This window comes from Rhodopseudomonas palustris, assembly GCF_003591005.1.
GTDB lineage: Bacteria > Pseudomonadota > Alphaproteobacteria > Rhizobiales > Xanthobacteraceae > Rhodopseudomonas > Rhodopseudomonas palustris_K.
In genome coordinates this window covers 40,364-62,077 of the sequence record NZ_QYYD01000024.1, presented here as the reverse complement: position 1 = coordinate 62,077, position 21,714 = coordinate 40,364, and the positions used below count along the sequence as shown (strand labels likewise).

Sequence of the window (21,714 nt, the reverse complement as noted above, 5' to 3'; positions counted from 1 at the left end):
ATGGATCTCGGCATTAAGGGGCGTACGGCGCTCGTCACCGCGGCGAGCCGCGGCATCGGACGCGCGTGCGCCGACCTGCTCGCGGCCGAAGGCTGCAACGTTTCGATTTGCGCGCGCCACGAAGTCGAGATTCAGAAGGCGGCCGGGGAGATCCAGGCGGCGTCCGGAGCCCGCGTCATCGGCTGCACGGCGGACCTCAGCGTCGCCTCCGACCTGGACTCGATGGTGAGCAGAACCGTTGCCGAGTTCGGCGGCCTCGACATTCTGATCGCGATTTGCGCGTCACCGCGTCGCGGCAATTTCGAATCTCTAACGGACGCTGATCTGACGGCCGCCTTTGAGGCGACGGTGCTGCCGCTTGCCCGGCTGGTGCGGTTGGTGCTGCCTCACATGCAGGCCAAGGGCTGGGGACGCGTAGTGACGGTTCAGGCACGCTCGGTCCGCGAACCTATCCCGGATCTCGTCGCGTCGAACGCGACGCGTCCCGGCGCAGCCGGCCTGATGAAGAGCCTGTCGCGCGACTACGCAGCGGACGGCATCCTGTTCAACACCATCGTGCCCGGCCGCATCTTCACCGAGCGGTTCAAGGGTGGCGTTGCGGTCTCGGACATGGATTCGGCAGCGTATTACAAATCCAAACTGTCGGACATTCCGCTGCAGCGTTTCGGCACGCCCGACGACATCGCCAGCGTGGCGGCGTTCCTCGTTTCCGAGCGCTCCGCCTATGTCACCGGGGCGGCGATCCCGGTCGACGGCGGTGTCATCCGTTCGATCTGAGGCGAACGGCTGCACGAAGAGGCGGCACACCGCTCACAGTTTGGCTTTGACCCTCGATCAAATACATAGATAGCTTACTAAATGCGGAGAGCGACATGTTCCTGAGAAACCACTGGTACGTCGCGGCGAGGAGCGAAGAGCTCGGCCGCAGCCTGCTTGCCCGCCGCATCCTGAATGAGCCTGTTTTGCTGTATCGGACCGGGGCAGGCGAGGCGGTGGCGATCGAGGACCGGTGCTGTCATCGCAACGTGCCGCTGTCGATCGGCAAGCTCGTCAACGACGACGTGCAGTGCGGCTACCACGGCCTGGTCTTCGACCGCGCCGGTCGCTGCATCTCGATGCCAGGGCAGGAGAAAATTCCGGCTGCCGCCAGGATCAAGTCTTTCCCGCTGATCGAGCGCTGGCAGATGGTGTGGATCTGGATGGGCGATCCGGCGCTGGCCGACGAGGCGCGGCTGCCCGACTTCAGCATCATCGACCGAGAGGGCTGGGCCGCCGTCGGCGCGCGCGTCGACGTCAAGGCCAACTATCTTTACGGCGTCGATAATCTGCTCGATCTCAGCCATCTGTCCTACGTCCACGGCCGCACCATCGGCACCCTGGACGTCGCGCGCCACGCCGTCACCACGACGCGTCAGGGCGACACCGTCAAGGTGACGCGCTGGATGCATGACGTGCCGCCGCCGCCGACCTTCGTCAAGCTCGGCGGCTTCGATAGCAACATCGATCGCTGGCAGATCGCGACGGCCGCGCCGCCTTGCTACGTCTGGCTCGAAGTGGGCGGCGCCAAGGTCGGCACCGGCGCGATGGAGGGCAACCGCAGTCAAGGCATCGAGCGGTGGAATCTCAATGTCGTGACGCCGGAAACCGACAAGACCGCGCATCTGTTCTGGACCGAAGTTCGCAATTTCAAGATCGACGACCCGGACACGACGCAGCTCCTGAAGGCGCAGATCGACGCGACGCTCGAGGAGGATGCCGAGGTGCTGGCGGCGCAGCAGCTCACCATGGATCTGCTACCCCACGCCAAGACCGTCGACATCGCCTTCGATGCCGGCTCGGTGGCGTTCCGCAGGACGATCGACCGCATGCTTCGCGAGGAAACGGCCGCTCAGCCGGATCGGTCTCATTAGCGCGGCGCCCGGGGAGCCAGCTCGATGAATGCAGCACAGATGCTTACGATGAGTGTGCCCGAGGTCCAACCAATCGCGGCCGGCCGCGCCGACCGTTTGATCGACGTCACGGTGGTGCGGCGCGTCAACGCCGGCGACGGCATCGTCATCATCGAGCTCGCGCCCGCTGATGGATCGCCGATGCCGTGCTTCGAGCCTGGCGCGCATATCGATGTTCACATCTCTCCTAAAATCGTCCGCCAGTACTCGCTGTGCGGCGATCCAGCAGACACCTCAACCTATCGCCTCGGCATCAAACTGGAGACCGAGTCGCGCGGCGGCTCGCTGGCCATCCACCGCGACCTCGAGGCTGGTGATCGGCTCACGATCGGCGAACCGCGCAACAATTTCCCGTTGGTCCGCAGCGCCCGCCGCAGCGTGTTGATTGGCGGCGGCATCGGCGTCACGCCGTTGCTCGCCATGGCGGCGGATCTCGAGCGCCGTGGCGCCGATTTCGAACTTCATTACTGCGCGCGCTCGCGAGCCGCCGCGGCGTTCTGGCCTGAACTGCAGCGCAGCCGCTACGCGCCCAAGGTCCGTCTGCACCTCGACAATGGCGACGGCGGGCAGCGCTTCGCGGTCGAGCGCGACATCCCTTCGGCCACGGCCGACGAGCACTTGTATGTCTGCGGCCCGGCGCCGTTCATCGAGTCAGTGCTCGCCGAAGCGCGGCGCAAGGGGTGGCCGGAAGGCCGGCTGCATCACGAAGCCTTCACGGCCGCCGGCGTCACCGAAGGCGGCGAGGAATTCGACGTCACCGCGGTGCGCAGCGGCGTCACGGTGAGAGTTTTGAGCGATCAGACGATCGCGGCGGCGCTGCTCGCCGCCGGCGTCGATGTGCCGTTGTCGTGCGAACAGGGCGTTTGCGGGACGTGTCTGATCGACGTCATCGAAGGCGTTCCCGACCACCGCGACGCGTACCAAACCGAGAGCGAATGGGCAGCCAATGATCGCATCGCGGTCTGCTGCTCGCGCGCCCGCTCGGCGCGACTGGTCCTCGACATATGACAGGTTGAACCGCCGTTTCCGCCACATCGCTGAGAGGGGATGAGATGTACGAAATGTCTGCGCCAAACGGGTCCGTGATGACCTCGCCAATATCCGCCGCCGACATCGCAGCGCGGGTCGACCGCCTGCCGATCACGCGATGGCACCTCAAGATTCGATCCATCCTTGGAATGGCGACCTTCTTCGACGGCTTCGACGCGATCGCGATCGCGTTCGTGATCCCGGCGCTGATTCAGGAGTGGCATCTCAAGCCCGCCGAGATCGGCTTTCTGCTTTCGAGCGGATTTGCCGGGCAGCTCATCGGTGCGCCGCTGTTCGGCTATCTCGCAGAGCGCTACGGCCGCATCCGCGTCCTGAACTGGACCATCTTGATCCTGTCGGTGTTTGGCCTGGCCTGCTCGTTCGCCTGGAGCGTGTGGTCGCTGGCGCTGTTTCGCTTCCTGCAGGGCTGGGGCATCGGCGGCGAGATCCCGGTGGCCGCGACTTACGTCAGCGAGATCGCAAAATCGTCGCAACGCGGCCGCTTCCTGTCGTTGTATCAGCTGATGTTGCCGGTCGGCTTCCTCGCCGCCTCGGTCACCAGCATCTTCGTGGTGCCGCATCTCGGCTGGCAGTGGATGTTCGTCATCGGCGCGGTGCCGGCACTGCTGACCATCATCCTGCGCCGCCTCGTTCCGGAGTCGCCGCGTTGGCTGGCGCGCAACGGTCAGACCATTGCCGCCGATCGTATTCTCAGCAAGATCGAGACTGTGGTGCAGACCCAAAGCGGCAAGCCCCTGCCGGCCCCGGAGCAGGTGACGGCCTCCCAAGCCTCGACGCAGGGCCGGTTCTCGCACCTGTTTCATCCTTTGTATCTCAAGCGCACGCTACTGGTGTGGGTACTGTGGTTCTGCTCGTCGATGATCCTCTACGGCCTGATGACCTGGCTGCCGACGATCTTTCGGACGCGCTACCACATGTCGACCAGCGAGGCGCTGACCTACAGCGTGGCAGGAAATCTGGTGCTGCTGATCTCCGGTCTGATCTGCGCGATCGTGCTCGACCGCATCGCTCGCCGTACGTTCTTCGTTGGCGCCTTTGTGCTCGCCAGTCTTCCGCTGATCGTGCTGCATTTCGTCACCAAGGACGCTTCCGCCATTACCATGATGTCGCTCGCGGCACTGGCCTCGATGATGGTGTCGTTCGCTAATCTTGGCGTCTGGACCTACACGCCTGAGCTTTATCCGACAGGCGTGCGATCGATCGGGGTTGGGACTGCGAGCGCCTTCGCCCGAGTGGCTTCGATCGTCGGTCCGAATGTTGTCGGCCTCTTCATGGCCTATGCCGATCTGAGCGCCGTATTTCTCATGTTCGCCGTTGTCGGCCTCGTGGGCGCGCTCACCGTCGGATTGTTGGGCGTCGAAACACGCGGCCGACTACTCGAAGATGTTTCCCCGGAAATCGACCAGACGATGGACGGGGTCCGAAGTGTTTCAGGGTTGGTCCAAACGAAGTGAGCTGATGGCTGTTCGGCGAGCACTCCGCCGTTGCGCACGCTGGCAGCTCTTCCTGCCGGCGTGCGTTTGATGTTGTGGGATGAGATGCTGATGATCTTGCCGCCGCCTTGGCACTTCATCGAACGGAACGTGCCCAAGCGCATCCGTCGGCTTCCGGCCGCTGCCGCCGCGCCTACGAGGCGTCATTTGTCAGACCGTCTACAATCGGGACGAGGCCCGCTGCTGCATCGACCGCGCCGCATCTCTGCTTCGGATGGTAAAGGCCCGGCACGAGATCCCGCACCGACTACGGCCCGAGCCATCGAGGCAATCTGGGTTGACGTATTGGCAGATTACCCGCGTCACCGGCAACGGCCATTTCGCACGCGTCGGCTTCTCGATACGAGGCCGGCGCGCGCTGTGATCTGTGCTCGGGCTCGACGTCATCGCATTTGATTTGATGGCTCGAGCTGGTGTCAAAACGGCCACGGGTGCGGATCCCGTGACCCCCGCGCGGCGGTCAGTTGGCCAACGAGACTTCTTTCAGGATCTTGACCTTCTTGTCGGCGATGCCTTCGATCAGAACGACTTTGCCGCCTTGGTTGTGGTCGTCGAAGGTGACTTTGGCGCCCATGACATTGGTGAAATCGATCTTCTTGATCGCGTCGCGGACCGCCGTCGGGTCGGTCGAGCCGGCATTCTTGATCGCTGTCAGCACCAACCGCATGGCGTCGTATCCGGCCCAGGTCTGCAGCACCGGCGTGGTCTTGTGGCGCTTCTCGACCTCCGCGGCGAACGCCTTGTTGGCGGGCGTGTCGACCAGATAGCTGTAGGTCCAGGCGGTGATCGATCCTTCCATGCCGCCGGCCTGGATGATCTGCAGATTGTTGCCGCCGGGGTCGAAGCGGCCGATGAACGGGATCCGCACGCCGAGCTGCATCGCGTTGCGCAGGAAGTTGAGCTGATCTCCGGCGAGCTGGAAGGTCGCGATCGCGTCGGGCTTGCTTTGTTGGATGCGGGTCAGCAGCGAGGTGAAGTCCGGATAGCTCTGCGGGTGGAAGTCGGTCGAGATCACCTCGATGCCGTATTTCTTCGCCACCGCCGCGAAGGCCGCGGCGCCGCCCCGGCCGAAATCGGTGTCCTCGCCCAGCACGGCGACACGCTTGATCTTCGAACTGCTGCTCAGATAGATGCCGAGCGCGTTCATCATGTCGTCGTCAGAGGGATTGATGCGGAACGTCCATTCGTTGCCGCCGACACCGGACAGCTCGGTGATCTTCGGACTCGACGCAACGCCGTCCAGCAGCGGAATCTTGGCGGCAGCGATCAGCGGCATGGTTGCGAGCGTCGCCGAAGAGCAATGCGCGCCGACGATCGCCACGACTTTGGCTTCGATCAGCTTGTTGGCGACATTGACCGCTTCGGAGGGATTGCAGCGGTTGTCGTAAGCGAGCATCTCGACCTTCTTGCCGAGCACGCCGCCTGCCGCGTTGGCTTCGTCAAGAGCCAGCTGATAACCCCAGCGTTGCCAGGTCGCGGGTGCGGCGGCCGGTCCGGTGTCGGGGACGCTAGCGCCGATCACGATGTTCTGCGCATGGGCCGACACCATTGGTGCCACGAGCGACAGCCCGATCGCCAGCATTATTCTTTTCATCAGCATCGTCGTGCCTCTTTCAGCTGTTAGGTTAAGTCACAGAATAGAGACGCTCATCCCAGGCACTCGCGATTGCCCGGAAACCTCGCTGGAACGTCGACACCAATGCGGAGCGTCATGTCGCGATCGCCTCTTTGATATTTCCGCCCAGATAGGCCTCGCGGATGCGCGGATCGTCACGCACCGCGCGGGCAGGGCCTTCCAGAAACTTGCGGCCGAGCTCCATTACGATCGCCGTGTCGGAAACCAGCAGCGCGCCGTGGACGTTCTGTTCGACCACCAGCACGGTCACGCCGGCGCTTGCGACGTCCTTGGCGACGGCGAAGACTTCCGCCTGTGTCTTCGGCGACAGGCCCAGCGATGGCTCGTCGAGCAGCAGCAGTTGCGGATCGGTGAGGAGCACCATCGCGGTCTCGAGCACCTGCTGTTCGCCGCCGGAGAGATTGCCTGCCAGCTCCGACCATTTGCGTTCCAGCATCGGAAACTGACCGACCACGCGAGCAATCGCCGCCTGATGCTGGCGGCCGGACAGCGTGTAGCAGCCCAGTTTCAGATTCTCGGCGACGCTCATCTGCGGAAAGTTGCAGCGGCCTTGTGGCACAAAGCCGACGCCGCGCTTCAGCCGCTCGGCCGGGCCGAGCCGCTGGATCGGCTCGCCATCGAGTACGATCTGGCCTGAGAACCAGCGATTGGTGCCGTAGATCGCCCGCAGCAGCGTCGACTTGCCGGCACCGTTGCCGCCGATCAGCGTAGTGATCGTGCCCGGGGCGAGGCGGGTGGAGAAATCGCGGACGATCGGAACGTCGGCATAGCCGGCGCACAGATCGATGATCTCCAGTTTCGGATAGGAGTTCATGGCGCCTCCGCATCCGCTTCGGCCGGCGCGATGCCGAGATAGGCCTCCAGCACGCGGGGATCGTTGCGGATCAGCGCAGGCGTACCTTCGGTCAGCTTGCGACCCTGTTCGAGCACGATCACCTTGCCGCACAGGCTGTTGATGAATTCGACATTGTGCTCGACGATCAGGAATGAGATGCCGGTGGCGTTGGCCTCGCGCAGAATGTCGGCGACTTCGTTGACGCGCGACGGGTTGACGCCGGCGACCGGTTCGTCGAGCACGATGAGGCGCGGCTTCGCCATCATCGCCGCCGCGAAGGCGAGCAGCTTCTTCTGGCCGTAGGACAGCACGGTGGCCGGGGCGTCGATCAGCCGGGTGAGGCCGACCAGTTCGATGAGTCCGCGCGCTTGATCCTCGGCAGCCTCCCGCACCTTGCGATAGCGCGGCGTCCGCGCCAGCGCGTCGAACCAGTTCAGATCCCGGAAGGCTTGTTCGGCGACGAGCAGATTGTCGAGCAGGCTGTAGGAGTCGTAGACGCGCACGTTTTGAAACGTCCGGATCATGCCGGCCTTGGCGATCTCCGCGGGCCGCAGTCCGGTGATGTCGCGATCGCCGAGCAGGACGCGGCCGCCGTCCAGCCGCTGAAAGCCGCTGATGCAGTCGATCGTCGTGCTCTTGCCGGAGCCGTTGGGGCCGATCAGGCCGGTGATGCTGCCCTGTTCGACCTCGAAACTGGCGCCGCGCACGGCATGCACGCCGCTGAAGGCCTTGCTGACGTCGCAAACCTTCAGGATGGCGGTCATCGCAGCGCCTTTCGCAGCGCCGCGATGCGCCGATCCTCGAGCCAGCCGGCCACGCCGCGCGGCATGAACATCATCACCGCCACCAACACCGCGCCGTAGATCACCATGCGCAATTCGTTGGAGAAGCGCAGGGCTTCCGGCAGCACCACCATCGCGGCGCCGGCCAGCACGACAGCCCAGAAGCTGCCGGCGCCACCAATGATGACGATGATCAGGAAGGTCTGCATGTAGTAGAAATCAAGGAAGCTCGGGTCGATCAGCTTCAGGTTGAATGCGTAGATGCCGCCGGCCATGCCGGTGATGACCGATGCGATCACGAAGGCGGCGAGCTTGTAAGGGCCGGGCGCGATGCCCTGCGATTCCACCAGCGGGTCGTTCTGTTTGACAGCCTTCAGGATCAGGCCGATGCGCGACGTCTTCAGCGCGTACAGGAAGGCCAGAGCGAGCAGCGAGAACACCAGCGCGATATAATAGAAGCGCGCACTTGTGTCGAAGGCGAAGCCCATCAGGTGCGGCGCCGGCAGGCCGGGGATGCCGAGCGGCCCCCGGGTGACGCCCACCCAGTCGCGCGCGATCAGTCCGGCGAGCAGCGCGAAGGTCAGGGTCACCACCACGAAGGCGTGGCGCGTGGTGCGCGTGATGACGATGCCGATGACGATCGACAGCAGCAGGTTGACCAGCCCCGCCAAGGCGACGCCGACCCAAAAGCTCTGGCTCAGATCGACCACGGCGATCGCGGCGCAGTAGCCGCCGACGCCCCAGAACCCCAACTGGGCGAAGGAGAGTTGGCCGGCATAGCCATAGACGAGATTGAGCGAGGCGGCGGCGGTGAGAAAGATCAGCCCCGAGATCGCGATGCCGATCATGTAGTTCGACGCGGTGAGCCAGGGCAGCGCCGCCAACAACACGATCGCCACGACGACGGCGTAGGGGGTCCAGCGGGGCTCCGTCATCCGACGCGCATGCTCCCGCGCTTGAAAATGCCGTCGGGACGAAGCAGCACCGCAACGATCATGATGACGAAGATCGCGCCTTCCTGCCAGACGATGCTGAAGAAGCCGCCGATCCAGCTCTCGATCATGCCGAGCGCGATGGCGACGACGACGGCGCCCGTCATGTTGCCGAGGCCGCCGATCACGACCAGCGCGAACGCCTTGAAGATCACCGCTTGGCCCATCGCCGGGTGCAGCAGTTGGATCGGCGCCAGGGCGGCGCCGGCGAGGCCGCACAAGGCGGCGGCGAGCGCGACCGCGTTGCGGGCGACGTGGCGCGGCTTGATGCCGATCATCAAAGCGGCCTCGCGGTTCTGCGCGATCGCCCGCATGGCGCGGCCGAACTGGGTGAATTTCAGCAGGCAATAAAGCCCGGTGAAGGCGGCGACCGACAGGCCGCCGGCGATCAGCCGGGTCAGCGTGATGCGGATCGAACCGATCTCGACACCGTCGAAACCATAGGCGGTGTCCACCATCAGCGGCGTCGCGGTGAACAGATACTGCATGCCGTACAGCAGAATCATCGAGATGCCGAGCGTGGTCAGGATGCTGCGCTCGAATTCCTTCTGGCCGATATGGCGCAGGAAGAATTCGTAGAGCATGACGCCGACCAGCGATGTGACGATCACCGCCACCAGCAGCGATGGCCAATAGGAGAGACCGACCAGCGGCAGCGTCAGCGCCATGGCGTAGCCGCCGAGCATCAACAGCTCGCCATGGGCGAAGTTGATCACCTCGAGGACACCGAAGATCAGCGCGAGACCGACCGCGATCAATGCGTAGATCAGCCCGAGCATCAGGCCGTTCAGGAGTAGTTGCAGCAGATATGTGGCGCTGACTTCCATCGCATTCCGCAGGTCGTTGCGCGATGTTCCGATAAAAAGAACACCGTTCCTGTCAGCTTAGGGGAGCCTTATCGTGCCGTCAATTTAACAATGCCAGCGCGCTGCTCATTCCCACGGCACGGCATGCGCCTTTGTCGGTCAATCCTGCAACTGTGCGCGCAGACGACGCTGCATCGGCAACTGCGGCGCTTAGTAGAGCCGCACGACAATCGGCGATTGCCGGCGCGCATGTCGCGGCGGGACTATCACTTGCCTGAAACCGAACTGAACACATCCGAGAGCTGGGCGGAGGTCGTCATCCCTGCGGCGACGATTTCGTCGAGGCCGACGTCTTGGTAGGCTTGAAACGCTGCCGCGACCTGCTCGGGGGTGCCGCTGGCGCTGTGCCGCATCACCACGTTGTCGTCGACCAGGCGCGCAACGGCCTCCCAATCCTCGCGCGCATAGGCGGCCGCCAGGGCGGCCTGATCGAGCGTCGTGCCCGCCATCTCCAGATTGCGGGCGTGGTGCTGGCCGCGCAGAATGAAGCCGAGGGTGCGGCGCAGCCGATCACGGGCCGCTGTCTCGTCGCGGTCGGCCGAGACGTAAACCAGCGCGCTCTTCTTGATGGTCCGTCCCGCTTTCGTCTCGCCCTTGCGCACCAGCTCCAACGTCCAGCGCAGGAAGGCCGGCGAGGTGGCGGCGCTCAGCAGCACGCCATCCGCCGCAGCGCCGGCGAGTTCGAGCATCTGCGGCCCGGACGCAGCGAGGAAGATCGGCACCTGCTGCGCACCGAACGACAGGCGGCGCCCGTTCACCTTGAAGCGTTCGCCGTCGTGCGCGACGACTTCGCCGCTCAGCAAAGACCGGGCGATGTCGATCGATTCACGCAGGGTGCCGAGCGGATGATCCGCCTTGAGGCCGGCGGCTTCGAGGTCGCGCGGAGCGCCGGCGCCGAAACACAGGATCACGCGCCCCGGGAATTGCTCGTTCAACGTGGCCGCCGCCATCGTGGCGTAGACCGGGTGAACCGAATAGGGACTCATCGCCATCAGGGCGATCTTGACGGATTTCGAACGGCCGAGAGCCATGGCGGCGGTGGCAATCGGCTCACGCTGGAACAGATGCGACGCGAGCCAGATGGTGGAGGCGCCGCTCTCGTCCGCGAGGCTGACCATGTGATGGAGTTCGTCGAGCGCTTCGTTGCCTTCCAGGGAGATTCCGAACCGGCTGCGCATGTGCTCTCTCTGCGGTTTTGATCGACAGCTCGAAATGGCTGCAGTGTTGTTGACTGGACTACACGCCCGGGCTCAAGCCGGGAAGATGCCTTGGTTCTGTAACATGGCGATCGCCTCCTCGATGTTGCCGGGCAGCGCCAACACCTCGCCCTGGGCCGAGGCGGCCGTTCCCGGATCCTTCAGCCCGCTCGCTGTCAGCAGCGTCACCACAAGCTGGTCGCGCGTGATCGTGCCTGATTTCCGCAATTGATCGACGGCCGCTAGTGCGGCCGCGGTCGAGGCCTCGACGAACAGACCCTCGCGGCGCGCCAGCAGATCCAGCCAGCGCAGCAACTCGTCATTGCCGGTGGTGACGGCCGCACCGTTTGATCTGCGAACGATGTCGAGCGACTGATAGGTGCCCCGCGTCGCGTTGATCGACACGGCGATCGAGTCCTCGCGCTTGGCAATGTCCGGCGGCGAGTCCGTGCCATCGTCGAGCGCCGCTGCGATCGAGCCGTAGGTCTCGGCCGCCACCATGCGCGGCATCCGGTCGATCCAGCCGAACGACAGCATGTCCTCGAAGCCGCGCCACATCCCGAGCAGCGCATCGCCGTAGCACACCGGCAGCACGCACCAGTCCGGCACCTGCCAATCGAGCTGCTCGACGATCTCATAGGCGAGCGTCTTGTAACCTTCGATGCCGTAGGGGTTGCTGCCGACCACCGGGCCGAAGAACGGCGACGTCGGAAACCAGCCGTAATGGCGCACGGCGTGTTCCATCAACGTCCAGCGGTCGTCCTTGTGATCGCAGGCGATCACCGTCGCTCCATACGCCCGCATCTGGGTCAGCATCGGGCCCGACGTGCCCTTGAAGGTGAAGACGACACAGCGCAGGCCGGCCTTGGCCGCGTAGGCGGCGGCGGCCGCGCCGGCATTGCCGGACGAACTCGACACGATCACCTGGGCGCCCATCGCCTTGGCCGATGAAACCGCGAGGCAGGCGAGGCGGTCCTTGAACGACCAGGTCGGATTGCGGGTCTCGTCTTTGCCGAAGAGATGGAGCAGGCCGAGCTCTTCGCCGAGGCGATCCAGCCGGTGCAGCGGTGAGCCGCCTTCGCCGAGGCTGACGCTTTGGGATCGATCGACCGGCAACAGATCGCCGTAGCGCCACAGGTCGCGCTCGGCCGTCGCGGCTGGCTTCGCGCGCGGCGTCCGCAGCGTGTCCTCGTAGGCGACCATGAGGTTGCTGCGGGTCACCGGACGGCACGCCGGACAATCCTGTGCGTAGTGGTTCGCGGGATAGCGCGTCTCGCAACGAACGCAGGCGAGGCCGACAACGCGAGCCATGGGATCGATGCTCCAGCGAAAGCGATCAGGTTGCGGCGATTTCGAACATCGCTTCGACTTCCACCGCGCAATCGAGCGGAAGCTGAGCCACGCCGATGGTGGAGCGCGCGTGACGGCCGAGATCGCCGAGCACCTCGACCATGAAGTCCGAGGCGCCGTTCATGACCTGCGGCACGGACGCGAAGGTCGGAACGACATTGATGAAGCCGCCGAGGCGGGCGCAACGCTTGATCCGCCCGAGATCGCCGCCCAGCGCGGCCTTGGCCTGCGCCAGCACGTTGATGGCGCACAGCCGCGCGGCAGCCTGCCCAGCCTCGAGCGACACCGCCTCGCCGAGCTTGCCGCGATGCGCGTCGCCGAGCTTGCCGGAGGCATCGAGGCACAATTGCCCCGAGATGATCAGCTGGCTGCCGAGGATGACGGCCGGGACGTAGTTGGCGAGGGGAGCGGCGGGGGTGGGCAGCTCGACGCCGAGCGCGTTCAGTCGTTGGTCGATGGTGGTCATTTCGATCCCGTTACGCCAGCCCGGAGATGGTGATGCCGGCGCCTTTCACTTTGTACTTGCGATTGATCCAGATCAGGACCGAGGTGAGCGCTTCGGCGGCGGCCGAATTCGCCAGCGAACCGCCGTCGATGCCGCGATTGCTCACGGCGTCGGCGAGTTTGATGACTTCGGCACGGGCCTCGGCATCGTCGCCGAACACCAGCACGTCGCAATCCGCCTTGCCGCCGGCGTGGAGCTTCTGCGAGCCGACGTTGTGAAAGGCCCCGACCACGCGGGTCGACGGGTCGAGCAGCGACTGCGCGATCACGCCCGCCGATCCCGCCGCCGGCAGCTGAACCACCGAGACTTTGGGCGGCACGAGCGGGACGACGGCCGTGACCACGATCTTGGTCTTCGCCGCATCCTTGATCTCGGCGAGGCTGGCTTCATAGTTCGAGAACGGCACGGCGATCACGATGATGTCGCCGCGCGCGGCCGCGTCGACATTGCTGAGGCCGCTGACGCTGGCGAAGCCGTCGGACCTCAGCTGCGCCGCAATCTCCTCGGCGCGCTCAGTGGAGCGCGAGCCGAGTACCACGGTGTAGCCGGCCCGGCTCCAGGTGCGAGCCAGCCCGGAGCCGAGGTCGCCGGTGCCGCCGATGATCGCCAGAACGGGGAGGGTGGGTGCGGTCATGATCTCAGGCCTTGGTCAGATGCGGCATGACGTCTTCGGCGAACTGCTGCATCTGATCGAGCAATTCCGGCATGGTGTTCACCGCAAAGTACAGGCCGAGCAGATGCGTCGCGCCGGCTTCCTTGAGCTTGAGGCCGAGATCGATGATGTGCTGGGCGTCGCCGACGAGATTGATGTCTTCGTGCGCGATCGCGCCTTGGTCCTTCAGGGTCGATTTGCTGAGCGAGACGAGATGGTTGTACATCTGCGATTGCTTGAACTTGGCGATCGCCGCTTCCCGGGTCTTGCCCAGATAGACGATGTATTGCGGCGCGACCTCAAGTTGCGAGCCGTCGCGACCGTGGCTCGCGGCGAGCTCGTGCAGCATGTTGACGGACTCGCGCAGCTTGGAGGCTTCGACACAGGCCGGCATCCAGCCGTTGCCTGCCTTCGCGGCGCGAATGATCGCGTTCTTGTTGTTGCCGCCGAGATAGAGCGGAAGCTCCTTCTGCAGCGGCTTGGGGAACATCTCGACGTCGCGATACTGATAGTATTCGCCCTCGTGCGTCGCCAGGCGTTCGCTGAACAGCTGCCGCAGTGCGCCTAGACCCTCGTCGACCATGTTGCCGCGATGCGCCTTGAAGTGCGGCTGAAGCGCCTCGAACTCTTCGCGGTAGGCGCCGACGCCGATGCCGATCTCGAGCCGGCCGCCGCTGAATTGGTCGAGCGTCGCGATCTGCTTCGCGGTCACCACGATGTCGCGACGCATCGGCAGCACCAGCATGCCGGTGCCCATCCGCAGCGTCTTGGTCGCGGCGGCGATGAAGCCGTAGGTGATCAGCGGCTCCCAATAGTTCGGCGGCGTGGCAAACTCCTCGCGCACATAGTGCTGCGTGGTCATGTGGTCGTTGCCCCACACCGAGTGGTAGCCGAGTCGCTCGGCGTGTACAGCGATGTCGATGATGTCCTGCGGAGTGGAAAACGGAACCGGATACATCAGCCCTTCCATTCCGGTGGGCAATCCAACGCTGATCTTCATAAACGTCTCCTGCGCAAGTCCAGGTTATGTTTCATTTAATGAAACGCCGTTGACTACAATGAACCAGTTGAGTTCTGTGCCGTCAAGCTTACCACGTGCCGATAGAGTAAGCGGTTGAGGAAATCCGCGGCAGACCGCGCCGCGCGATTGACGGTCTTGGCCCGCCATGTAACTTTAAGCTGAACCACTGTTTCAACTAATAAAACGCGGAGCGTCGACGTGCTTGCGAATATCGAACGGCTGAAGCGAAGAATGGCCGACGACGATCTGGACGGTCTGATCGCTGCGACTGCCGAGAACGTGCAATATCTGACCGGCATTCGCAGCGTCTCGCTGCATCTTCATCCGTATTTCGGCCAATGCTACGCCGTCATCACCCGCGACGCCCCCGACCGGGTCACTTTGGTGTCGTCGACGGGCGAGATCGATCAGGTGCTCGACGCATCCGCCGAGATCGCCGACGCCGTCAACTTCGGGACCTTCTATCGTGAGAACTACGGCGACGGCGCGCTCCCAGATCACGAACAGCGGCTGCAGCAGCTCACCAATCAGCCCGCCGAGCCGAACGGCGGCGCAGCGCTCGCCGCGGCGATCAAGCGCATCGGCCTTGCCGGGAAGCGGATCGGGATCGATGAGAATGGGCTGCGGATTGGCGTCGAGGCCGGGCTGCGCCAGGCGTTGCCCTCGACCAATTTCGTCGCTGCTGCTTCGGCGTTCGCATGGGTGCGCCGGGTGAAGACCGAAGAGGAAATCCGGCGCATCGCTTCAGCAGCGCTGATCACCGAACAGGCAATCGCGGCCGCGGTCTCGATCGCCCGCGCCGGCGTGACCGAGCAGGAGCTGTATCTGGAGTTCAACCGCTCGGTCGCGTCGCAGGGAGGGCGTGCCGAGTTCACGATGATCAAGTTCGGCCGCAACAGCGTCAGCGGTCAGGTGCTGTCAAATCGGACGCCGCTCGCGGCCGGCGACACCATCTGGTTCGACGTCGGTGCGACCTATCAGGGCTACTGGTCGGACCTGGCGCGAACCTTCAGCTTTGGCGAACCGTCGCAGCGGGTGCGCGAGCTGTATCGCGCCATGGTGGCCGGTGAGCAGGCCGGCATCGACCGGGCGCGGCCCGGCATGACGGGCGGCCAGCTGTTCGATCTGACGGTGCAGGCGGTGCGCGACAACGGCGAGCCCCGCTATCGTCGGCATCACGTCGGCCATTGCATCGGCGCCGAGGTCTATGAGCAGCCGATTCTCGCCCCCGGCAACGACATCGAGATCGAGGCCGGCATGGTGATCAATATCGAAACGCCGTACTACGAATTCGGCGTCGGCGCCGTGCACGTCGAAAACCCCTTCGTGGTCGGCGACGGGCAGCCCAATCGTCTGCTCACCAAGGGGACGCCGAAGGAACTCGTGATCCTTTGATCACCGGACGGCGCACCGTGGTCTAGAGCATGTCTGCCTCTGATAGAAACGCCGCCGTCATCCTGAGGTGCCCGCTGTGCCGCGCTGTGCGCGGCGCTGCGGGCCTCGAAGGATGAGCCGCGAACACCTTGGCCGCATCCTTCGCGGCGCGCTACGCGCGCACCTCAGGATGACGACTCCGCAGGTGAGGCGACAGCTTCGCTTCAATCAATCGCTGAACCGCTCTAACGGATCACGGTGCGCCGGTTCATCGAGGAGATTTCCTCGCCGACCTGCAAGGCCAGCTCGATGACGTCCTCGATCGCGATCTTGCCGGTCTCCATATAGAGCATCGGAAAGCTCAACGAGACGCCGGCGATCACCGAGCCATCGGGCCCTCGGATCGCCGTCGCCACGGAGGCGATCTCGGCATAGATCTCGCCGCGATTAATGGCGTAGCCGAGTTTGCGGATCTGCCGGATTTGCCGCATCAGCTCCTTTTCGTCGGCGACGGTCAGCGGCGTGATCTTCTTGACCGGATTGCCGGCCACCAGTTTCTTGATGAACTCATCGCTCTCATTGGCGAGCAGCAGCTTGCCGAGCGCCGAACCGTAGATGCTGACGCTCTGACCTGGTTCGGTAGTGATCTTCAGTGGACCGCGCGATTCGTGGACGGCCACATAGATCACTTCGTGATGGCTCATCACCCCGATGTAGAAATTGTAGGGAAATTTCTGCTCGTACTTGGCGAAGACGCGCAGCCCGACTTCGATCAGCGAGTTACGGACCGAGTAGCTGGCCGCGAGTTGGACGACCTTCGGGCCGAGATGATATTTTTGGGTCTCGGGATTCTGCTCGAGGTAGCCGCGCGAGGCGAGGGCGGAGATCAGCCGATAGGTCGTGGCGGCATTGATCTCAAGCTCCCGCCCCAGTTCGCGAACGCCCCAAGCCTGTTTGTCGGACGTATAAGCCTCGAGGATCCTGAGGCCGCGCAGAAGCGACTGATTTCCTGGTTCTGATGGCGTTTTCATCGTCCGGACCAATATTCGAGTTCGTCACTAACGGTCGTTACCTGGGCAAAACCGATCCGAGGATCGTGCAGTTTAAGCGCGTAGCATAGGCTGCGGCGGTCGCATACCGACGCCGCTGCCGAGCGCGTGATCGCCATTCCTGCGTCGCTGCGCCGCGCCCGTCGGTGCTGCATTTCTTGCTCAAAATTTGCGCCGATGTGCACGTTGTTTCCGAATTGACCGTGGTCAGCCGCGGGAGGATAATAACGCTGTTTCTCTGAAAGAAACAACGTTTTTATTCTTTTCTTGAGAAACGCTTCGCTATACGCTCGCAAAAACGCTTTCATGCGTGCGCGTCGACTAAGCAGCGATCTTGTCACTACTGAACGGGAGTTGAAAAATGAAACACCTGAGTCGGCGCTTCTCCGTGCTGGCCGCGCTGGCGGCGGTTGCGTTGGTCGGATCGTCTCTCGCGGCGCCGAACGCGTTCGCGCAGGCCAAGCCGAAGATCGTCGTCGGCGTCGTGCTGCCGCTGACCGGCGTGCTCGCCCCCTACGGCAAGCCAAATCTCGACGCGATCTCGCTGGCGGTCGACGAGGCCAACAAGGCCGGCGGCGTCGGCGGGCGTGAGATCGAACTCGTCGTCGAGGACACCCAGGCGTCGAACACCACGGCCATCAATGCGCTCAACAAGGTGCTTCAGTCGCAGCCGGTTGCCATCATCGGCCCGGGTCTCGGCACGCAGATTCTGGCGATGATGCCGATGACCGAGAAGGCCAAGGTGCCGCTGATCGCCGGGCCGAGCACGCGCCGCGTCACCCAGCAAGGTGCCAAATACTTCTTCCGCGACAGTTCGCACGACGAGGCCGACAAGGTCGTGCTGGCCAACTTCATCGTCAAGGACCTGAAGAAGACCAAGGTCGGCATCATGCACGTCATGGCCGAATGGGGTTATTCCGGTCGTGACTTCCTGACTCAGGAACTCAAGAAGCTCGGCGTCGAGCCGGTCGCGGTCGCGTCCTATCAGCCGACCGACAAGGATATGACCGCTCAGGTCATGGCGATGAAGAGCGCCGATGCCGATGTCGTTTACACGCAGGGTTATCCAGTCGACGAAGCCCTGGTGGTGAAGAAGTTCAACCAGCTCGAAAGCAAGGCGGACTACGTCGCCTCGGCCAGCCTGTGCAAGGCGTTCCTGCGCGATCTCGTGTCCGCGTCCGACATGGCGGGCAAGTACTGCCAGGCGCCCGACGTGCTGCCGACAATCAACGATCGTCCGGCCGTGAAGACCTTCGTCGAGGCCTACAAGAAGAAGGCCGGGTTCGCGCCCGACATGTACATCGCGCAGGATTACGACGCGGTCGGTATGCTGATCTCTGTGATGAAGGAAAAGGGCGCCGATCGTGAAGCGATCCGCGAAGGTATGGCCACGAAGTCCTACGACGGCATCCTCGGTACCTACAAGGCGGACGAAGAGGGCAATCTCTGGCACAGTTCGGTGATCATGCAGATCCAGCCGAACGGCGACGTCAAGGTCGTAGCCCGCAAGTAATTCGCACAATTTCGTCGGTCTCTCAGAAACGGACTGTGGATCTTGCAGATTATCGCATCAGGCGTGGCGATGGGGTGCATCTACGCACTCGTCGGGCTCGCCTTTGTCCTCATCTACAATGCTTCGGGGGGGCTCAACTTCTCCCAGGGCGAGTTCGTCATGCTGGGAGCCTTCGTGCTCTACACGACCACGGCGATGCCGATTCCTTATTGGCTCGCCGTGGTCATCACCGTCGCCGCGGTCGGCTTGCTCGGCTGGGTGTTTCAGAAGCTGCTGTTCTATCCATTGAAGGATCGATCCTTCCTCTATTTCGTCATCGCCACGATCGGGTTCTCGATTCTGGTGCGCAATCTGGCGCTGATCATCTGGGGACCGAACCCGCTGAAGGTGCCTGCGCTGACCTCGGCGGACTCCATCAGGATCGGGTCGGTTGTCCTGTCGCCTGAGAACGTCGCCATCATTGTCGTGACGGCGGTTCTGCTGCTGGCCCAATACGTGTTGTTCTTCCACACCGATCTCGGCCGCCGCCTACGCGCGACCGCGCAAAATCCGCAGATGGCGCAGCTGTTGGGTATCTATCCGCGGCGGATGATCGGCATCACCTTCATCATGTCGGGCGCCATTGCCGGCGTGGCAGGCGTGTTGCTGGCGCCGATCTTCCTGATCGATACCGACATGGGAGCCGCGGTCCTGCTGAAGGCTTTCATCGCGGTGGTGATCGGCGGCTTCGGCTCGATCCCCGGTGTGGTGATCGGCGGAATTGCGGTCGGCCTGATCGAGATCCTGACCGCGGTGTACATTTCGTCGGTCTACAAGGATGCGATCTGCATCGCCGTCCTCATCGTGTTTCTGGTGGCGTTCCCGCGCGGGCTGCTCGGCGAAGCGATCAAGGAACGCGGCTGATGATGCGTAAGCTGCTCATCCCTGGCGTCTGCGCGGCGCTGCTGATTGTGCCCGCTATCGTTCCTAACGATTATCTGATGCGGCTGGTCAATGTCGGCATCATTTACGCCATCCTGGCCATCAGCCTGAACTTCGTGCTGGGCTACGCCGGCCAGATCTCGCTCGGCCATGCCGGCTTCTTCGGCATCGGCGCCTACACCGCCGGCATTCTCACCCACGCCGGATCCGGCGCGATGTTCTGGCCCGTCTTCGTGCTCGCCGGCGTAATGGCCGGTCTGGCCGGGCTGATCATCGGCGTTCCGGCGCTGCGTCTGAAGGGGCATTATCTCGCTTTTGGCACGCTCGGGTTCGGCGAAATCATCCGCATCGTGCTGTACAATTGGCAGGAAGTCACCCACGGCGGCGACGGCATCGCGGCGATCCCGGCGCCGTCGCTGTTCGGCTTCCAGTTCGATAACGATCAGAGGTTCTTTTATCTCGGCTTAGCCTTTCTCGGCCTCGTCCTAGTGCTCGCCCGCCGGACGGAGAAATCGAAATACGGCCGCAGCTTTGCGGCGCTGCGCGACTCCGAAATGGCCGCCGGCACGACCGGCGTCAACGTCACGCGCATCAAGATCCTGGCCTTCGTGATCAGCTCTGTGATTGCGGGCTGTGCCGGCTCGCTTTACGCGCATCTGGTCGGCTTCATCAGCCCGGACGCCTTCACGTTCGAGGTGACGGCTCAGGTGCTGAGCATGGTGCTGCTCGGCGGGATGGGCACCACCTTCGGGCCGGTTCTGGGCGCGGGCTTCATCACCATGCTGCCCGAGGCGCTGAGGATCTCGAAGGAGTACTATCAGGTCATCTACGGCGCGGGCGTGGCGTTCGCGGTGGTGTTCCTGCCTTACGGCATTCTCGGGTTCCTGCGTCGCCGCAAGGCGGTGAAGGTGCCGCAGCTCGGCGAGAACGGCGCGATTGAAGAGTTGGCGATCGACAATCCGGCGATCGATCTGCTGCGCCCGCGGGGCGGTGCAGAGCAGAGCACTGATGTGATGCTGTCGATCGAGAACCTGACTTGCCGGTTCGGCGGCCTGGTGGCGATCAACGATCTGTCGATGCAGGTGCGCGCTGGGACGATCCATGCGCTGATCGGCCCGAACGGCGCCGGCAAGTCGACCTTCATCAACCTTGTCTCCGGCGTGTACCAGCGTCAGGAGGGCGTGATGCGATTTGCCGGCAAGACGCTGCCGGCGACGTCGTCCTGGAACATCGCCAAAGCGGGCATCGCGCGAACCTTTCAGAATCTGCGGTCGTTTCATTCGCTGTCGGTGATGGACAACGTGCTGGTTGGCTGCCGCGGCGCAAAGCCTGCGAGCTGGTCTTCGGTGATGATCGCCAGTTCGGTAGCCGCGCAAGAAGAGGCTGAACTGCGCGCAACGGCGGAAGCGGCGCTGCGCTTCGTCGGCCTGTGGTCGATGCGCGACATCCAGGTCAGCGCACTGCCGCACGAGCAGCAGCGGATGGTGGAGATCGCCCGCGCCCTGGCGCTGCGGCCGCGCATGATCCTGCTCGACGAGCCGGCGGCAGGCATGAACCCCACGGAAGTGGAACGGCTGGTGGTGCAGGTCCGCAAGATGAAGGCGATCGGCCTGACGGTGCTGATCGTCGAGCACAACATGCCGTTCGTCATGAAGATTGCCGACAGCATCACGGTGCTGAATTTCGGCAAGAAGATCGCCGACGGCACCCCGGCGCAGATTCAGCGGGATCCGGAAGTCATCGGCGCCTATCTGGGAAAGCGTGCCGCCGCCAAGGACGTGAAGAATGCCTTTGCTTGAGGTGAATTCCGTCAGCGCGTCCTATGCGGACGGCGTCGAAGTCCTGCACGGCATCGACCTTGCCGTGAACCAGGGCGAGATGGTGACGTTGATCGGCGCCAACGGAGCCGGCAAGACGACGACGCTGCGCGCCATCATGGGATTGCTGCGCGCGCAGGGCTCGATCAAGTTCGACGGCGTCGAGATCTTGGGGCGGGAGACGCCCGAAATCGCCAAGCTCGGCATCTCCATGGTGCCGGAAGGCCGAGGCGTGTTTCCGGGTTTGAGCGTCTACGACAATCTGCGCGTGGCGACGACGCCGTGGATCCGCCGCGGTCAGTCCGCTGCCGAAGATCTCGACCGCGTTTTCGAGCTGTTTCCCATTCTGGCCGAGCGCCGCAAGCAGCTGGGGTGGTCTCTGTCGGGAGGCCAGCAGCAGATGCTCGCGATCGGCCGCGCCATCATGGCCCGGCCCAAGCTGATGCTGCTCGACGAGCCGTCATTGGGGCTGGCGCCAAATCTGGTCGAGGAAGTGTTTGAAAAACTCCGGAGCATCAATGAGCAGGGCGTTTCGATCCTGCTTGTCGAACAGAACGCTTTCATGGCGCTCGAATACAGCCGGCTGGCCTATGTGATCGAGCGCGGCACCGTCTCCAAGCAGATGTCGTCCTCGGCGCTGCTGGATGACGAAGGCATCAAAGCCGCGTATCTGGGCGGATGAGCCCCGCGGCAAGTCGGGGATACGGGAGGTC

General features: G+C 63.8%; 21 protein-coding genes. 9 read left to right on the top strand and 12 right to left on the bottom strand.

Annotated elements, in window-relative coordinates:
- The 4 genes from D4Q52_RS20725 (at nt 1) to D4Q52_RS20710 (ending at nt 4,453) form a co-directional block, all read left to right on the top strand.
- Nucleotides 1-777 (top strand): SDR family oxidoreductase, encoded by a 777-nt coding sequence (locus D4Q52_RS20725; protein WP_119858475.1) that lies wholly within the window; start codon nt 1-3, stop codon nt 775-777.
- A gap of 95 nt (nt 778-872) precedes the next feature.
- A complete protein-coding gene (locus D4Q52_RS20720) occupies nt 873-1,910 on the top strand; it encodes an aromatic ring-hydroxylating dioxygenase subunit alpha (protein WP_119858474.1) in 1,038 nt (345 codons plus the stop codon).
- 48 nt (nt 1,911-1,958) lie between these two features.
- Nucleotides 1,959-2,957 (top strand): PDR/VanB family oxidoreductase, encoded by a 999-nt coding sequence (locus D4Q52_RS20715; RefSeq protein WP_119858473.1) that lies wholly within the window; start codon nt 1,959-1,961, stop codon nt 2,955-2,957.
- Between the two features lie 77 nt (nt 2,958-3,034).
- Nucleotides 3,035-4,453: an MFS transporter gene (locus D4Q52_RS20710; RefSeq protein WP_182915389.1), complete on the top strand. Its 1,419-nt coding sequence runs from the start codon at nt 3,035-3,037 to the stop codon at nt 4,451-4,453.
- A gap of 499 nt (nt 4,454-4,952) precedes the next feature.
- On the opposite strand, the gene D4Q52_RS20705 is transcribed toward D4Q52_RS20710, so the two are convergent.
- From D4Q52_RS20705 to D4Q52_RS20660, 10 genes are all read right to left on the bottom strand, one after another.
- Nucleotides 4,953-6,092, bottom strand: a complete 1,140-nt coding sequence (locus tag D4Q52_RS20705) for an ABC transporter substrate-binding protein (protein WP_119858471.1) — start codon at nt 6,090-6,092, stop codon at nt 4,953-4,955.
- A 109-nt stretch (nt 6,093-6,201) separates the two neighbouring features.
- Nucleotides 6,202-6,942: an ABC transporter ATP-binding protein gene (locus tag D4Q52_RS20700; RefSeq protein ID WP_119858470.1), complete on the bottom strand. Its 741-nt coding sequence runs from the start codon at nt 6,940-6,942 to the stop codon at nt 6,202-6,204.
- On the bottom strand, nt 6,939-7,727 hold the full coding sequence (locus D4Q52_RS20695; protein ID WP_119858469.1) for an ABC transporter ATP-binding protein: 789 nt from the start codon (nt 7,725-7,727) through the stop codon (nt 6,939-6,941). The genes D4Q52_RS20700 and D4Q52_RS20695 overlap by 4 nt, the downstream gene beginning before the upstream one ends.
- Entirely contained in the window at nt 7,724-8,680 is a 957-nt protein-coding gene (locus D4Q52_RS20690; RefSeq protein ID WP_119858468.1) for a branched-chain amino acid ABC transporter permease, read from the bottom strand. The genes D4Q52_RS20695 and D4Q52_RS20690 overlap by 4 nt, the downstream gene beginning before the upstream one ends.
- On the bottom strand, nt 8,677-9,564 hold the full coding sequence (locus D4Q52_RS20685; protein ID WP_119858467.1) for a branched-chain amino acid ABC transporter permease: 888 nt from the start codon (nt 9,562-9,564) through the stop codon (nt 8,677-8,679). The genes D4Q52_RS20690 and D4Q52_RS20685 overlap by 4 nt, the downstream gene beginning before the upstream one ends.
- Before the next feature lie 245 nt (nt 9,565-9,809).
- Nucleotides 9,810-10,781 carry an LLM class flavin-dependent oxidoreductase gene (locus D4Q52_RS20680; RefSeq protein ID WP_119858466.1) on the bottom strand — a complete coding sequence of 324 codons (972 nt, stop codon included), beginning with the start codon at nt 10,779-10,781 and terminating at the stop codon, nt 9,810-9,812.
- Nucleotides 10,782-10,853: 72 nt separating this feature from the next.
- Nucleotides 10,854-12,110, bottom strand: a complete 1,257-nt coding sequence (locus tag D4Q52_RS20675) for a pyridoxal-phosphate dependent enzyme (protein ID WP_234831272.1) — start codon at nt 12,108-12,110, stop codon at nt 10,854-10,856.
- Nucleotides 12,111-12,135: 25 nt separating this feature from the next.
- Complete coding sequence (locus D4Q52_RS20670; protein ID WP_119858464.1) at nt 12,136-12,615, bottom strand: RidA family protein; 480 nt, start codon at nt 12,613-12,615, stop codon at nt 12,136-12,138.
- Nucleotides 12,616-12,625: 10 nt separating this feature from the next.
- A complete protein-coding gene (gene npdG, locus D4Q52_RS20665) occupies nt 12,626-13,288 on the bottom strand; it encodes an NADPH-dependent F420 reductase (RefSeq protein ID WP_119858463.1) in 663 nt (220 codons plus the stop codon).
- A gap of 4 nt (nt 13,289-13,292) precedes the next feature.
- A complete protein-coding gene (locus D4Q52_RS20660; RefSeq protein WP_119858462.1) occupies nt 13,293-14,306 on the bottom strand; it encodes a TIGR03619 family F420-dependent LLM class oxidoreductase in 1,014 nt (337 codons plus the stop codon).
- Between the two features lie 219 nt (nt 14,307-14,525).
- On the opposite strand from D4Q52_RS20660, the gene D4Q52_RS20655 reads away from it, so the two are divergent.
- Entirely contained in the window at nt 14,526-15,722 is a 1,197-nt protein-coding gene (locus D4Q52_RS20655; RefSeq protein WP_283805676.1) for a M24 family metallopeptidase, read from the top strand.
- Between the two features lie 224 nt (nt 15,723-15,946).
- Here D4Q52_RS20655 and D4Q52_RS20650 read toward each other — a convergent pair whose 3' ends face one another.
- Both D4Q52_RS20650 and D4Q52_RS26280 read right to left on the bottom strand, forming a co-directional pair.
- Nucleotides 15,947-16,732 carry an IclR family transcriptional regulator gene (locus D4Q52_RS20650; protein ID WP_119858460.1) on the bottom strand — a complete coding sequence of 262 codons (786 nt, stop codon included), beginning with the start codon at nt 16,730-16,732 and terminating at the stop codon, nt 15,947-15,949.
- Nucleotides 16,729-17,058: a hypothetical protein gene (locus D4Q52_RS26280; protein WP_147407838.1), complete on the bottom strand. Its 330-nt coding sequence runs from the start codon at nt 17,056-17,058 to the stop codon at nt 16,729-16,731. The genes D4Q52_RS20650 and D4Q52_RS26280 overlap by 4 nt, the downstream gene beginning before the upstream one ends.
- 53 nt (nt 17,059-17,111) lie before the next feature.
- On the opposite strand from D4Q52_RS26280, the gene D4Q52_RS20645 reads away from it, so the two are divergent.
- From D4Q52_RS20645 to D4Q52_RS20630, 4 genes are read left to right on the top strand one after another with little or no spacing between them, the layout of a single operon-like run.
- On the top strand, nt 17,112-18,263 hold the full coding sequence (locus D4Q52_RS20645; RefSeq protein ID WP_119858459.1) for an ABC transporter substrate-binding protein: 1,152 nt from the start codon (nt 17,112-17,114) through the stop codon (nt 18,261-18,263).
- Between the two features lie 42 nt (nt 18,264-18,305).
- Nucleotides 18,306-19,166: a branched-chain amino acid ABC transporter permease gene (locus D4Q52_RS20640; RefSeq protein ID WP_147407837.1), complete on the top strand. Its 861-nt coding sequence runs from the start codon at nt 18,306-18,308 to the stop codon at nt 19,164-19,166.
- Nucleotides 19,166-20,983 (top strand): ABC transporter permease subunit, encoded by a 1,818-nt coding sequence (locus D4Q52_RS20635; protein ID WP_119858457.1) that lies wholly within the window; start codon nt 19,166-19,168, stop codon nt 20,981-20,983. Before D4Q52_RS20640 ends, D4Q52_RS20635 begins: the two co-directional genes overlap by 1 nt.
- A complete protein-coding gene (locus tag D4Q52_RS20630) occupies nt 20,976-21,683 on the top strand; it encodes an ABC transporter ATP-binding protein (protein ID WP_425328502.1) in 708 nt (235 codons plus the stop codon). The genes D4Q52_RS20635 and D4Q52_RS20630 overlap by 8 nt, the downstream gene beginning before the upstream one ends.
- Nucleotides 21,684-21,714: the final 31 nt, after the last annotated feature.